Here is a 12,671-nt window from a genome sequence, read left to right as displayed (position 1 = left end):
TGTCCCTCTTTGATGTAATTTAATGCTCGTTGTTTAAAATCTGTACTATATGCCATAGCTTTATTATAACATGTATTTTATAAACTAAGTAACTATAATAGGATTTTTCCAAGTTAAGATTAGTTATTTTATGGACTCAAAAGCTAGATCAGAGGTGAGAAAGTTGACTGAATTTGAGAGCTTCTTTCTTCAAATAATCGAATATTCGAATATTCGAATCAGGTTACAGATGAAAATTTTCAAGAATATGCTGAGTTAGGATTTAATCTTTTAAGGAAAATCCATCATCTAGGTATAAAGGAGACACAAGTATATGAGAGATCTTTTACATACTATGACAGCTTACAAGATGGAATGATAAAAGAGTGGTTTGCAGAAATGCTAGACTATATTTCTGGCTGGTGTCATTCAGAAAAATATCTTTGGAATTATCAGGAATAAGGGAGACCAGATTAGCAAATTGAAGCATTGGTAGTTGAAAATGATTTTGCATAAGATATAGGAGTTAGCTATGTTTAATGACAGTTATATTTGGGGGCGTCTTTTCATCCCCCTTATCATGATTTTCGTCTTAGGATTGATGGTATTCGTTCATAGACGTCAGGTTTTTAAATATTTATATATCGTGAATATTTTTTTGTATCTAGTTGCGATTATTACTTATTTTATTTTAGAAAATCATCCAGTCGGCCAACCATTTCCCTACCCTTGGATGACAGCTATTCCGTTTGTTTGGGCCATATCTATCTTTCTAGCTTTTGGATTATCGTTCGCGTCCGTTAGCGCTTTTGTCATTGAACAGGCACAAAGGCATATCTGGGCAAGGATTCTCATTGGTTTAGTTGTTCTAGCAATTATGATAGCTATCGCGATAGGTATATACTACTTTATAGAGATTATTAGAGTTATAGGTTACTTTTAATTTTTAGTCAGTTTCTGATGGTAAACATTTAGAAAGAGGAGCAATATGAAGCAATCACTTGAATTTTTAAGAGAAAGAATCACCGATAAGATGCCCTTAGAGGAAATGGTAGCAATCTTTGAAGACTTGTGTCGTGAGCCTATTGAGGATGAGATGATTTTATTTGAAACAGGGACATTTACAGCTATATCTGATAAGCCCTTGTTTCAACTATCCTTAGTAAGACAAGCTCCAAATGAAGATGAAGAGTTTTATCAAGTTCACCTTGATGTTTTCTATGAAGCTAGTCAGAACAATCAAATCTTCAGTGAATCTACCTGGGATGAAGATTTAGAGGAAAATATTTTTGACTACATTAGAGCTTCAGAGGTGTTTGCCTATGCTAAAGAACAGGAATACCAAGCGGTCAAAATTTATCTGGAAGAAACTTAAGAAAAGGTAAGTAATATATTTGATTTTTTTAAGAAAAAAACACACAAAAAACTTGAAATCAATCTTCAAAACAATTCAATGATTATTAACGGAACTAGCTTAGCTTTTCCTTTGTCCTTGAAAGATATTGAAGCTGTATTGGGGAAACCTGACCAGGTTGTCAAAAAAGATAATAAATTTATTAAATACATTTATGACAATGATGGTATTGTATTTGAACATTCTTACTCGATTAAAAATCATTTAAAAAAATCTAAAACATACATTGATGAGGAACATTTGATTTCTACTGTTTTCCTATACTATGGCGATGTTGTAAAATCTATGATTGGAGAGGAAGAATTGCCAAAGCAACCATGTCAAGCCGTGGTATTTTCCGATGGAAAGTCTCCTTATTTCTTTTCTGATAGACAGAGAGTAGGGGATTTTAACCTTATTTTATGGACTCCTTATGGAACTAATTTCAATGGAATTACAGAGACAATCACAGACACACTTTCTATTTCCTACTTTCCAGAGATAAAACGTGAACGGGAAAGTTACAAGTTAAAAACAACTGATGGAGAAGTGCTTCACTTTGACAATATAAATTTTAAACTAGCCATTATCCAGGTTTTAATGTATGATTTAGAGGTTTTGAAACCTATTTTTAATATTTTTGATTTTGCAGAGGAAGCCAGTGAGTTGAACATCGACACAGAAAGTATGGAGATTATTCAGCCAGCACTTGATTATATGATAAATCTTCCTATACCTAAGAAATATGCTGAACAAGTCCAAGAAATCTATATGGATGGAGGAAATGAAATTTATATGAATCTGATACCTCAGTGGGACGGTGAAGATGATGGTTTCAATCTAAATGAAGTGAGCCTTAAAGAACTGCAACAGTTTCCAAATCTTAAGCAAGCGACTATCATAAGCAGTAATTTTGAACATGTCAAAAAAACCTTCGACAAGCAAGGGGTTCAAGTGAAGCTATTATAATTGAAGCATTTATCTGAATAAATCATAAATGGATGTTAAGGAAAAGGGCTAAAAAAGGAAAGAAATCTGGTGTCGGAAAATGAACATTCTTGATCTTAATTCTAATCAGAAAGAGACGATATTGTTAATCCACCCTATGTTATCTTCTGCTCAAGGGATGAAGTCCCTCATTGCAGATCAGATGGGGCAAGAGTTTAGATATATTATTCCGGATTTGTCTGCGCATGGGCGATCAGCTTCGGATACTTACGAGTCAGCTCTTAAGGAAAGCCAGATGATCTACAATTATCTAAAGGAACACCAGATAAAAGATTTGAGTTTAGGCTTTGGTGCATCCTTGGGTGGAGTTGTGTTACTGCAATTATTGAATCATAAGGATATCAAGTTTGGGAAACTTGTTTTTGAAGGGGTTAGTTTATGGACAAATGCGCCTTTGCTAGATGTATTTACTAGGTATTTATTGTTAATAAAGCATAGAAAAGCCTTGCGAAATAGAGATATAGCTGTTCATAAGATGGTTTCACTTTATGGAGAAAAAGGAGAGATGATGGCGGATTCTTTCATTGCTATGGATGAAGAAAGCATCAGACATATTTCCCATGATTGTGCATTTGTAGCCTTGCCTAATCTTACGCCAGAGGAACAAAAAAGTTGTGTTTTCTTTTATGGTTCAAGAGAATTCGACCTGATAGCTGCTAAAAAAGTTCTTCCAAAAAAGTATCCTCATGCCACATTTCACATTTGGCAAGGATATGACCACTGTCGCAAGATCACTGAAAATTCGGTAGTTTACTCTAAGATCCTGCGAGATGAAATGTTAACTAATGCTACAGTATTAGAACCCACAAAAAAGACCTATGTGTAAGACCATAGAAATGAGTGAAAATAGATTGATGCAAGATCCTGTATGACCTTAACTTTATCTAAGAGCTGCTAAAATAGTTGCTCGCCAAAAGTGCTTGCAACTCCAAACATATTTAGAAAGATAAATTGATGAAAAAAAACAATCGATTGATAAAAATTGGTCTTTGCTCAACACTTCTTTTGACCTTAGTAGCTTGCAGTCAACCACAAAAGGCAAGCGATGCTACTACGGAAAACTCAGTAACTCAAACACAGTCTGGTCAAGTTTCCTGGAAAGCTACTTATAGCAATATGAACAGTAATCCCAGTGCAGAAGAAGTTCGAAAAGCCTTGGCTGCGCATTTGGATAAGGACAGTGTGGAGGCTTTTTTCAATCTTGTCAACGATTATAACAATACTGTCGGTTCAGTTGGATTAACTGGAGATTTTTCTTCATTTACAAAGACAGAATATGACGTAGAAAAGATTAGCAATCTTTGGACACCGAAAAAAGGTGATTTTGTAGGTACCAACTGTCGTATTAACAGTTATTGTTTATTGAAAAATTCCATCGAAATTCCTAAGTTAGAGAAAGATGATTCCCTCTTGTTTGTCGACAATGATGCTATTGATAAGGGAAAAGTCTTTGGTGCAGAAGACAAGGATGCCTTTGATATTCTATTCTCAATAGTCAAGACCGAAGCAACCACTGATGTCAAGGTTCATGCTGCAAGGATGGAACAGTTCCTTTCTCAATTCAAGTTTAATGAAAATGCAAGAATGCTATCCGTAGTCGTCCATGATGATCTGGATGGGCAATCCCTCTTTATCGGCCATGTCGGTATTCTTGTACCAAGCGAGGATGGCTATCTCTTTGTCGAAAAGTTAACCTTTGAGGAACCTTATCAAGCCATTAAATTTGCGACCAAGGAAGATTGTTACAAATATCTAGATACAAAATACGAAAACTATACAGGTGAAGGTCTAGCGAAACCATTTATTATGGATAATGATAAGTGGGTTCAACTCTAAAAGGATGATTTGCTTAAAGAGTGGGATAAGAAGTTACCAATCGAATGATAGCTAAATTGATATGATTAGAGGACAGCAAGCATGGATGAACATATATTAAGAGTTGTAAAAATTGATAAAGAAGCTATTTTTGAGTTGATCTACGAGACTTTTATAGCGCAAGAGCAAGAACTGCTGGACCTGTCGCCGGTGGATGTTATCAATGATTGTGCTATGGATTGGGTAAAGGGAGAGTTTATCTTTGCAACACACCTTCAGGAAAATAGTCTGGGAGAATTTAATCCTCTTCCCAAAGATATTGATATTCAAGAGTTGCTGAAAAAACTACCTGTTACAACAGATTCCGTTCTTGGTAAAGAAGCAATTTATAGAGATTTTTCATTCGACCAATTAAAAAAATAGTATAATAGTAGTAAATAAAATAGTTATAAGGAGACACAATGGATATTAAAGATTTTACAGAAAAAGAACAAGAAATGATTAAAAAGGGACTAACTTTCTCTAAGCTGAACGATAAGGAAACTGCCGATAAGATTATCGCTTTAATTCCTCAAGATATGATTAAACGGATTCCATTTTTTGTTAGAAAACATGCTATTACACGTACTGTCAAGAGAATCTCGCTTGAGTATCCAGAGTTGTATGCTGTAGCTGAACAAGAAGGCCAACTTCCTGAAAAGGAAGCTCAAGAATTACGTCAAATTCTTACAGATATTTTCCAAGAGAAAATGAACAAGCATAAGATCAAATAAGCTTTGAGATTCAGAAATAAGATGTCGATTGAACATTAGGAGTTGAGAATGGCAATTGATGGCGTTAAAATCATTGACAGTGATCAAGGTTATGACATTTACAATGAAGTAGTCGGTCGCTATAGAGACGGTGAACATGTGACGAATATCATCAAGGATATCCTTGATGCGGAGAAAGATTACTGTCAAACAGACTTTTTTACAGAAATTTATTGGACTGCTCTTGCCTACTCGTTGTGGAAGATTGGTCACCTGACAGACGATATCAGAGATAAAACCTTGGAGCTTCTCAAAAAAGGGGCTGATCCGTTTTGGATGGAAATAGATCCAAAGGCTTTGAAGCAAAGGCAAAAAGTCTTGGAAAAACTTGCTATCCAGTTGCAAACTGAAAATCCTAGGCCTCTAAAGGTCCCTAAAACCAAAACTAAACGCAAACCCTATTTTGAAGAAGGGGATCTCCTTGCTGTTAAGTTCCAAGATGAGTATGGCCTTGTCTTTGTATCTATGGTTGATCAGAGTCCTAGAAAGATTGAGTACCATCTGGCTTGCACGCGCCTCTTACAAACAAAAAAGCCCACCATCGATGATTTTTTGACCAGTCATATCTCCTGTAAGATGGACAATACAAAGTTTGCTCTCGTTACAGACTGCTGGTTCAATCACAAAGATTTAGGACAATTATTAGAAAATATTGAAAAAATTGGACAGGTGAAACTTAGACCTTTTAGTCTTTGGATGCTAGCACCTGCCCAAAATTTAGAAGATATTTATGAAGAAATCACAAGAGATAAAGGTTCCTCTGGCCTTCGTTTCATCGAAACCTATAAACTAGTCGACGATATTTTTCCAGTTTAATGCCTATGTGATAATGGGAGAAATGGTCAATCATTCCCACATGCTATGCTGGGCTCTGACTCCATAGCTATCAATCGAACCATCTGAATTGAACTTGGATTCAATACGATACCTTTTCCAGAGGTCGTAATCTGCTGTTTGAATAGTTAGGATAAAGTTGTTATCCTTATCAGTGACATTATAATCAGCTGGATTGACTTCAAAGATATCGATTAATTTTCGTGTTTGAAAGTCTTGGAGCTTGAGATTTGCTAGCTTGACATGATTGATGGAAATTTCTTCTAGTTGATTGTTATCCTTAGGTGTTCTGTAATAGGTGATGACGCAGTTTTTGAGCTGATCAGTGTCTTTACCTGTGGGAGTAAGGCTCATAAAGCCGTAGGACTGATTATCCCGCTTGACTTCGAGAAGTTGACCATAGTAGAAATGGTCGTTTTTTGGATTGGTGATGGAGCTCTCCGCGCCTTTATCTCTAAAGGTGAACCCATGCTCCAAAAGCTCGGAAGCCTTGGTCTCTCCTATAATGACAGTGGTATCTTGAATGGTTACTGGAACAGGTTGAGCTGGAAAGCCACTCATCATCGTGCAAAACATAAAAACATAACTCGTTAAAAAAGCTGTCCCAATAAAAGCGTTGGTTGATGCATAGGTATGACTGTTATGAAAGTTTTTTCTTATAGCCAGTACAACAAATTTGCCAAGACTTTTTAAAATCATACTAACAAGCACAATAAAAAATTGTTTTTTCGAACATTCATAAACTGCTTGCGGGAAGCTATTGCCATGATAGTAGAAGCCAGCCAATAGGAGTAGATTGACGATTAAATAGATCAGCAAGAACCAATGAATCTCTTTAAGGGCATTGGCATCAGTGATTTCTTCATAGTCAACGTGAATTCTTCCTTGAATAGCATGCCCAAGTTTATAAATCCATTTTGGAATGTCTTTGCCTTTTTTAACCGCAACCACAAGCCTAATATAGAGATAGACGGTAAAGGATAAGGATAGAAAGAAAAGAGCATAAAAGCCCAAAACAATACTAGTGAACATGACTATTTCCGCCTATTTAACATTCAATAAAACAATTTTCTTATCTACATTATAGCATTTTCTAGGGAAATAGAGCTAAAAACATCCGTATGATACTAACTGATTCAAAGGAGTAAAATCATGGGAATGATTGCCAATTATCAATATTTACCAGACGATAAATTAAAACAAATAAAGCTACTTTCTAATGAGGAAAATAACTTGCTGGACTTGGCGGAGGATTATGCAGAAGAATATGAAATTTTTCTGGATATCGATAAAATGTGGGATGCCTTGGTCTTTGTCTTGACAGGATTTAGTAGTTCAGAATTTTTGGATGACAATCCCTTGAGAGAAGCTGTTTTAGGGGTGACTCCTCTAGAGGATGTATCTGAATATATCGCCTATACTGAAAAAAACAAGATAGCCGAGATAGTAGAAGCTTTAGAAAGTTTTGACATGGACAGAGCTATGGTTGATTTTAGTATGGAAGCCTGTAAGAAAGCCGACTTGTATCCTGATATTTGGGATTATCTTGAGGAAGAGGAAGAAATCAAGGATGACATTTTAACCTGCTTTGTCAAAATGAAAGACTTTTACAAGGAAATCTTAAACCACAAGGGGAATGTCCTAGTTACTATCTGTTAAGGTTTTTATATTCCATTAGAAAGGTAATCCTATGAATCCATTTCTAGAAAAATACATTACATTAAAAAAGCAATACCTGGACCAAGATGGAAAGTCTTCAAGTGTCGCAGCCCTTTATGATTTTGCTGATGAATTAGCTAAGTCTGATGATTTAGAAGCGAAGAAAGTCTTAGTTGACCTTTATGAACAATTGGGTCTCTACACTAGTGCCTATAGCTTATTTACCGAAATCTTAGATAAACCAGACCGAAAACAGATAAAGAAACTGAGCCGTTTACAAGAAATGAGTCAGAGTCATGGCGATCGTTTTGCCCTTCCTCGTCCCCTAACAAAAGAAGAGAAGAAGCAAAGGCAGGACTTGTTAAAAGATTTACCTCATTTTCTCTATCATCCAGATCCCTTAGCTACAGGTTCATTTGTTGAAGGAGAAGCCAAGCTTTGTCCATCTTGTGGGAAAGAAAGCAATATTTATTATGCTCTTAGACCCTATAGTATTGAAGAGATAGAACATCTCTGCCCAACTTGCATTGCAAACGGTCAAGCAGCCAAAAAATTCGATGCGGAATTTATCCAAGATGCCGAGTGGCAGGGTGAATTGGATCCAGAAAAGAATCAGCTACTTTTTTGTCAGACCCCAGGATACTCTAGTTGGCAGGGAGAATATTGGCTTTCTTGTTGCCAAGATTACTGTGCTTACTTGGGTACAGTTGGAACTCGAGAATTGATGGATATGGGAATCGCTGAGCAAGTCTTGGCAGACTATGAAGCGCGTGAAGAATATCAAGAGGTAGAAGACTACTTGGTCAAAGACGGACCTATCTGTGGTTACCTTTTCAGATGTCTCCATTGTCAAAAATACCAGATCTGGGTTGATGCAGATTAAATCGGATTGTGATTCGCTATGAAAATTAAAGAGAAGACTATGGAAGAACTAGAAGTATTCGAAGCTGCCTCCAAAGATTTATTAGATACTATGCAGGGATTTAAAGACAATCTATCTGTTCAATTTCCGCGATTAGATAGTGATAACTGGCAGTATGATAAGGGATCGATAAAGGTTTGTAAGGCTGATGAGTCAGGATTCAAAAAAAGATGTAGGGTCGGAATCAGCTACAACTTGAAAGTCTCCCTATTAAACGAAGATGCCGAGCAAATCTGGCTACTGTTTAAAGACTGGTTCAATACTAGCAGATTGAGTCTAGTTGAAAGAAACTCTAATAATGAGGATTTGGGAAGATATGTCTTCTCAGCAAGTTCCCCTCTAGGTGATCAGGTAGATTGTTCGATTTATTTGCCTAATGAGTGGAATATCCCTCAGATTAGCTTATCGGGCTATCTAACAGCTCGCTATAGGGCTTGTGATCTTGATAAATCGCAAGGATAAGACGGAGGTTTTTAGAGATGAGAAAGATTGATTGGGACAAGATAAAGACTCGCTTAGATGCCTTGCTGGTCATGGATGAGTATCTGACAGATCCGAGTGAGGATTGGCTCAGACTCGTGATTAAGACTGAAGAAGACTATGGACTCCGCTACCTTATTGACAATGGATCTGGTGATTCTTTAGATGTGATTTTGACTGATAAAATGATCCTTATAAAAGGTTTTGATCATGAAAGTAGTTTAAGCCAGTTTGCTGCTGACGAGTGGAATCAAGATATCATCGATAGTTTTTATAAAGGACTGGATGAAAAGTATGTCTCACTTTATTCAGAAGACCAAAAAGATGAAACAACCTTCCTTATCTGGTATGACGGTCAAGCGCATCAACAGACTTACCAAGATCAGGATGGTGGAGAATGGTTGCTTTCTTACCTCTTTGATAGCTTTGAGAGATTTCATGAGTTTGTGACAGACTATTATGAAATTACAGTTGATAAAGATTTACTTAGGAAACTCTACATGGAAGGACAACTTTCAGACTTAGAATTAAAGCAATTAATGCAGGAGAGTTAAGAGAGTAATCATGAGAGTGAACTATAAAAATACCCCTGAAAACTATCGAACTATGGTGGAAATAATCATCCCACCCTTGCTTGATTTACTCAAAAGTTTAATCATGTTAGAAGAGGAAATTTTTGAGCGTAACAGGGCACTGGATAAGGAAAAAGAAGCCCTTGCCATCCCAGCAAATCAAGTTCATCCCAAGTGGAATGAACTTATGGATGACTATTTTCAGAGGCAAATGCAACTTCTAACTGGACGAGTGACTCAAAAATACTTGGAAGGAGGAGTTCGAAATTCTTATGGCTCCCCAAGTGAGTATAACTATGTTCAAAGGAATGATTTTTCTGTAGATTTTATCATGACAAAAGCTGAAGAAGCAAGAGTCATCACCCATTATCAAGAAGCTTTAGAAATGAAGCATCAATTTGTACTTAGATTGGTGGATGGAAATTGGCTACTTGATGATAAATTTTACGGTTTTGAGGATGAGGAAACTTGGTATCTCGACTCACTTTGACCAAGATAGCTTTGCTTCCCAACTAATATGAAAAAAAAGGAGAAGTCCTATGAATTTTTTGAAAAAACTATTTACTGGTAAAAAAGAGAATACAGAGAAGAAAAAGCCCCTTACCTTGTCCATGCCCCTCTTCAAAGGCAAGCAGGCTTATTCTTTAGACAAGGTCGTTCAGGATTTAAAATCTCACTGGGGGCTTGAAATTTCTGAAGTTTCTGGTGATGATTCTAGTGCAACCTTTGTGATTGATGGTGCTCTCGTTGCTTTGGCATTGATGGATCTTCCTATCCCAACTCAAGAATTTGAAGAATTGTATGCCTATTCTTACCTCTGGCAGGATGTTGAGAAGGAAACACAGGAGCACACACAACACGCCATTGTTTCTATTTTGTCTGACAATCTTTCGCCAGTAGAAACTTATTCCTTATTGACTAAAGTTAATGCCTCTATCCTAAAAACAAGTCAATCAGCTATTGGTATTTATCAGGGTTCTACCACCTTGCTCTTGCCCAAAGATCTTTATCTAGACCTGGCTGACCTTTTGAAAGAAGAAATGCTTCCCCTTCAACTCTGGATCTATATGGGGATTATCAATCAGAAAGATAAGACCAGCATTTACACTTATGGTTTGAAAGAGTTTGGAAAAACTGAGATTGAAATTATCGACTCCCCTATGGATAGCGACGACTTATATTATTTCCTCTTGTCTATTCTTCAGTATGTTTTAGGCAGTAATGTCACCTTAAAGGACGGTGAAACCATTGGCTTTTCAGAAGATCAAAAAATCAAAATTACTGAGTCAAAAGCCGTCTATTTGGAAGGAAATTCCTTGAAGTTAGATGTTTAGACCATGATTTATAATTGAGTGTCTTTCCTAAATTGGGGGTTTTATGAAGCGTGATATAAAAAAATATTATCTCTACCGATTTCTGGTCTATAGATTTGAAAAACTCTCTTGTAAGAATCCAAGTCTCAAGGAAATAAAACCAGAGAAGAGAGAAAGAATCCTTCTAGAGGCTACTCGAACTAGTCAAAAGATTATTCTAGTCCTTGGAATTCTTTATGTTTTGCTTAATTCTGCTATGTTCATTTACCTAAGGGCAAGTGATTTTCAAAATCCCTTATTGACTTGGTTTACTGACTACATCGACTATTTGGGGGTACTGATAAACGGAGAATGGGGCGGTAGTTGGCGTCAAAAGAAAGCTAGTTTTTTGATGATTGCTCTACTGGCTTTGCCCATTGTGGTCATAGAAGGTGGCCCCTTCTTCTTGCTGGTCTTATTGATTGGGAATTGGGTGCTAAAGAGAAAGATAAGATTTGAGAGAGAACATAAAGGAGTACAGAGCCATGGCTAGAACGGCGATAATAGGTACTTTAATAGTTTTTGCAATCTTTAATCTGCTACTCGGTCTGGGCTTTTATCTCTTTCTAAAAAAGAGGAGAGAGAACGGGCAGTCATTGTACGAAACCCCTGTAAATCAACAAACTCGAACAGAAAAACTGGGTCTAGGCGAGATTTTAGTCTACCTGACCTTGATTGCTATTGCAGGCGTCTTTGCTTTTCAGGCCTTAAATAGAGGTGGTGTTGGGAATTCTATTTTAGCCAAAATGATCCTCCTCCCAGCTATAATGGCTCTTTTCAATGCAAGAAAAAGGACTGGAAAGTCTTTACTTGCCCTCCTTATAACCTTTATGGTCTTTCTAGTAGGAGTCATGTTTAATCTCACGATTGGTTTGCCACCTCAAGCACCGATTTTGCAGATCAATGAAAGTAAAATCACTTTGGCAGAAACCAAAGCTAGTGAGCTGATGGATGCTGGATTTGATATTTATGTAAGACAGGGCGATGGTGCTAGTGACTACGAAAAACTTCTTACAGATGGCAGTTTCCAAAGGTATTCAGGCAATAAAACAGTCACTATCGAAAAAGGATTCAGACTGGATAGCAATGCTGTTCCTTACGCTCCCTATCTCCTGGCAAAAGATGGAATAGTACTGGGGAGTATTTCCTTTTACGGTGCTGAGGACCAGGATGTGGCTTTAGAAGATTCTAAGATTATTCAGGTTCGATTTAACAAGGAAAGTATTGAGGCAGCTAAAAAACATTTTATCACTCTCAAATTAGATGAACTTGACTTGACTACGCGACTGGACCTTCCTCTTGTTCAAGAAACTTTCAAGAAGCATCTATGGTCAATTCCACCATCAAGAACAAACGATGTCACTCAATTATGGTATGGCTTAAAGTGGTCCAGCAACAGTGACTCTCTATTTTGGAATGAGTATTATAGTCTCATCCGTCTAGATGAAAATTACTTGATGACTGATTTTGAACTAGCTGTTCAAGTAGCGCGTGATGAGTAAATGCAATTTTGAATAGTTGATTATGCTTATGATTCATTAAAGAAACTAATCTATTTAGTTTCTTTTTTTGTTTTTTGATTTAAATTTAAAACGATTTCCATTTTTAAGTTAAATAAATTTCACGAACGAATAAATGAATTTATTTAAAAAAGTTTCTAAAAATACTTTACAAGTCTCTGAAAACATGATATAGTAATGAAGCTTAGAAAATGAGATGATGTTTTCTAGCAAATATAAACCCGAGTAAAAAATGCCTACGGACAGGCAGGGTTGAATGCCGAAGCGTGGTTGAAAAGCCACATTATTGATAGGGTTAAAAGCCTACTTTTATAAGTTGATGTTA

17 protein-coding genes are annotated in these 12,671 nt (G+C 36.6%); 16 read left to right on the top strand and 1 reads right to left on the bottom strand.

Annotated features, from left to right (window positions below; all coding sequences use genetic code 11):
- Positions 1-511: 511 nt before the first annotated feature.
- The 8 genes from E7C97_RS07915 to E7C97_RS07880 all read left to right on the top strand — a co-directional run bounded on the left by E7C97_RS07915 (position 512) and on the right by E7C97_RS07880 (position 5,823).
- Positions 512-922 (top strand): hypothetical protein, encoded by a 411-nt coding sequence (locus tag E7C97_RS07915; protein ID WP_316108773.1) that lies wholly within the window; start codon positions 512-514, stop codon positions 920-922.
- A 45-nt stretch (positions 923-967) separates the two neighbouring features.
- A complete protein-coding gene (locus E7C97_RS07910; RefSeq protein WP_316108767.1) occupies positions 968-1,354 on the top strand; it encodes a hypothetical protein in 387 nt (128 codons plus the stop codon).
- 78 nt (positions 1,355-1,432) lie between these two features.
- Entirely contained in the window at positions 1,433-2,341 is a 909-nt protein-coding gene (locus tag E7C97_RS07905; protein WP_316108766.1) for a DUF6892 domain-containing protein, read from the top strand.
- Positions 2,342-2,420: 79 nt separating this feature from the next.
- Entirely contained in the window at positions 2,421-3,206 is a 786-nt protein-coding gene (locus tag E7C97_RS07900) for an alpha/beta hydrolase (protein ID WP_316108764.1), read from the top strand.
- Between the two features lie 128 nt (positions 3,207-3,334).
- Positions 3,335-4,216 (top strand): DUF4300 family protein, encoded by an 882-nt coding sequence (locus tag E7C97_RS07895; protein ID WP_316108762.1) that lies wholly within the window; start codon positions 3,335-3,337, stop codon positions 4,214-4,216.
- 81 nt (positions 4,217-4,297) lie between these two features.
- Positions 4,298-4,618, top strand: coding sequence for a hypothetical protein (locus E7C97_RS07890; protein WP_316108761.1), 321 nt, complete (start codon positions 4,298-4,300; stop codon positions 4,616-4,618).
- 38 nt (positions 4,619-4,656) lie between these two features.
- On the top strand, positions 4,657-4,968 hold the full coding sequence (locus tag E7C97_RS07885; RefSeq protein WP_000351658.1) for a hypothetical protein: 312 nt from the start codon (positions 4,657-4,659) through the stop codon (positions 4,966-4,968).
- Positions 4,969-5,016: 48 nt separating this feature from the next.
- Complete coding sequence (locus tag E7C97_RS07880; RefSeq protein WP_316108759.1) at positions 5,017-5,823, top strand: hypothetical protein; 807 nt, start codon at positions 5,017-5,019, stop codon at positions 5,821-5,823.
- A gap of 30 nt (positions 5,824-5,853) precedes the next feature.
- Here E7C97_RS07880 and E7C97_RS07875 read toward each other — a convergent pair whose 3' ends face one another.
- Positions 5,854-6,873: a hypothetical protein gene (locus tag E7C97_RS07875; RefSeq protein ID WP_316108757.1), complete on the bottom strand. Its 1,020-nt coding sequence runs from the start codon at positions 6,871-6,873 to the stop codon at positions 5,854-5,856.
- A gap of 120 nt (positions 6,874-6,993) precedes the next feature.
- On the opposite strand from E7C97_RS07875, the gene E7C97_RS07870 reads away from it, so the two are divergent.
- From E7C97_RS07870 to E7C97_RS07835, 8 genes are read left to right on the top strand one after another with little or no spacing between them, the layout of a single operon-like run.
- Positions 6,994-7,500 (top strand): YfbM family protein, encoded by a 507-nt coding sequence (locus E7C97_RS07870; RefSeq protein WP_049527159.1) that lies wholly within the window; start codon positions 6,994-6,996, stop codon positions 7,498-7,500.
- A gap of 31 nt (positions 7,501-7,531) precedes the next feature.
- Positions 7,532-8,383 carry a CbrC family protein gene (locus E7C97_RS07865; protein ID WP_316108755.1) on the top strand — a complete coding sequence of 284 codons (852 nt, stop codon included), beginning with the start codon at positions 7,532-7,534 and terminating at the stop codon, positions 8,381-8,383.
- A gap of 18 nt (positions 8,384-8,401) precedes the next feature.
- Positions 8,402-8,884 (top strand): hypothetical protein, encoded by a 483-nt coding sequence (locus E7C97_RS07860; RefSeq protein WP_316108753.1) that lies wholly within the window; start codon positions 8,402-8,404, stop codon positions 8,882-8,884.
- 17 nt (positions 8,885-8,901) lie between these two features.
- Complete coding sequence (locus tag E7C97_RS07855; RefSeq protein ID WP_316108751.1) at positions 8,902-9,456, top strand: hypothetical protein; 555 nt, start codon at positions 8,902-8,904, stop codon at positions 9,454-9,456.
- Positions 9,457-9,466: 10 nt separating this feature from the next.
- Positions 9,467-9,964 carry a hypothetical protein gene (locus tag E7C97_RS07850; RefSeq protein WP_316108749.1) on the top strand — a complete coding sequence of 166 codons (498 nt, stop codon included), beginning with the start codon at positions 9,467-9,469 and terminating at the stop codon, positions 9,962-9,964.
- A 49-nt stretch (positions 9,965-10,013) separates the two neighbouring features.
- Entirely contained in the window at positions 10,014-10,808 is a 795-nt protein-coding gene (locus E7C97_RS07845; protein WP_316108748.1) for a DUF4261 domain-containing protein, read from the top strand.
- A 43-nt stretch (positions 10,809-10,851) separates the two neighbouring features.
- The gene (locus E7C97_RS07840) at positions 10,852-11,319 is read left to right on the top strand and encodes a hypothetical protein (protein WP_316108747.1); all 468 of its coding nucleotides are present in this window, start codon (positions 10,852-10,854) and stop codon (positions 11,317-11,319) included.
- Positions 11,312-12,328 carry a hypothetical protein gene (locus E7C97_RS07835; protein WP_316108745.1) on the top strand — a complete coding sequence of 339 codons (1,017 nt, stop codon included), beginning with the start codon at positions 11,312-11,314 and terminating at the stop codon, positions 12,326-12,328. The genes E7C97_RS07840 and E7C97_RS07835 overlap by 8 nt, the downstream gene beginning before the upstream one ends.
- The last annotated feature ends 343 nt before the right edge of the window (positions 12,329-12,671 follow it).

Origin of the sequence: Streptococcus sp., from assembly GCF_032481935.1 — a bacterium.
Classification (GTDB): domain Bacteria; phylum Bacillota; class Bacilli; order Lactobacillales; family Streptococcaceae; genus Streptococcus.
Note: the sequence above shows the minus strand (reverse complement) of the source record. Positions and strands in the feature narration are given on the sequence as shown.

What these genes read in the sequence shown, in the direction of transcription:
- E7C97_RS07915 (WP_316108773.1), top strand. Translation starts at nt 512, where the DNA reads ATGTTTAATGACAGTTATATTTGGGGGCGTCTTTTCATCCCCCTTATC.
- E7C97_RS07910 (WP_316108767.1), top strand. Translation starts at nt 968, where the DNA reads ATGAAGCAATCACTTGAATTTTTAAGAGAAAGAATCACCGATAAGATG.
- E7C97_RS07905 (WP_316108766.1), top strand. Translation starts at nt 1,433, where the DNA reads ATGATTATTAACGGAACTAGCTTAGCTTTTCCTTTGTCCTTGAAAGAT.
- E7C97_RS07900 (WP_316108764.1), top strand. Translation starts at nt 2,421, where the DNA reads ATGAACATTCTTGATCTTAATTCTAATCAGAAAGAGACGATATTGTTA.
- E7C97_RS07895 (WP_316108762.1), top strand. Translation starts at nt 3,335, where the DNA reads ATGAAAAAAAACAATCGATTGATAAAAATTGGTCTTTGCTCAACACTT.
- E7C97_RS07890 (WP_316108761.1), top strand. Translation starts at nt 4,298, where the DNA reads ATGGATGAACATATATTAAGAGTTGTAAAAATTGATAAAGAAGCTATT.
- E7C97_RS07885 (WP_000351658.1), top strand. Translation starts at nt 4,657, where the DNA reads ATGGATATTAAAGATTTTACAGAAAAAGAACAAGAAATGATTAAAAAG.
- E7C97_RS07880 (WP_316108759.1), top strand. Translation starts at nt 5,017, where the DNA reads ATGGCAATTGATGGCGTTAAAATCATTGACAGTGATCAAGGTTATGAC.
- E7C97_RS07875 (WP_316108757.1), bottom strand. Translation starts at nt 6,873, where the DNA reads ATGTTCACTAGTATTGTTTTGGGCTTTTATGCTCTTTTCTTTCTATCC.
- E7C97_RS07870 (WP_049527159.1), top strand. Translation starts at nt 6,994, where the DNA reads ATGGGAATGATTGCCAATTATCAATATTTACCAGACGATAAATTAAAA.
- E7C97_RS07865 (WP_316108755.1), top strand. Translation starts at nt 7,532, where the DNA reads ATGAATCCATTTCTAGAAAAATACATTACATTAAAAAAGCAATACCTG.
- E7C97_RS07860 (WP_316108753.1), top strand. Translation starts at nt 8,402, where the DNA reads ATGAAAATTAAAGAGAAGACTATGGAAGAACTAGAAGTATTCGAAGCT.
- E7C97_RS07855 (WP_316108751.1), top strand. Translation starts at nt 8,902, where the DNA reads ATGAGAAAGATTGATTGGGACAAGATAAAGACTCGCTTAGATGCCTTG.
- E7C97_RS07850 (WP_316108749.1), top strand. Translation starts at nt 9,467, where the DNA reads ATGAGAGTGAACTATAAAAATACCCCTGAAAACTATCGAACTATGGTG.
- E7C97_RS07845 (WP_316108748.1), top strand. Translation starts at nt 10,014, where the DNA reads ATGAATTTTTTGAAAAAACTATTTACTGGTAAAAAAGAGAATACAGAG.
- E7C97_RS07840 (WP_316108747.1), top strand. Translation starts at nt 10,852, where the DNA reads ATGAAGCGTGATATAAAAAAATATTATCTCTACCGATTTCTGGTCTAT.
- E7C97_RS07835 (WP_316108745.1), top strand. Translation starts at nt 11,312, where the DNA reads ATGGCTAGAACGGCGATAATAGGTACTTTAATAGTTTTTGCAATCTTT.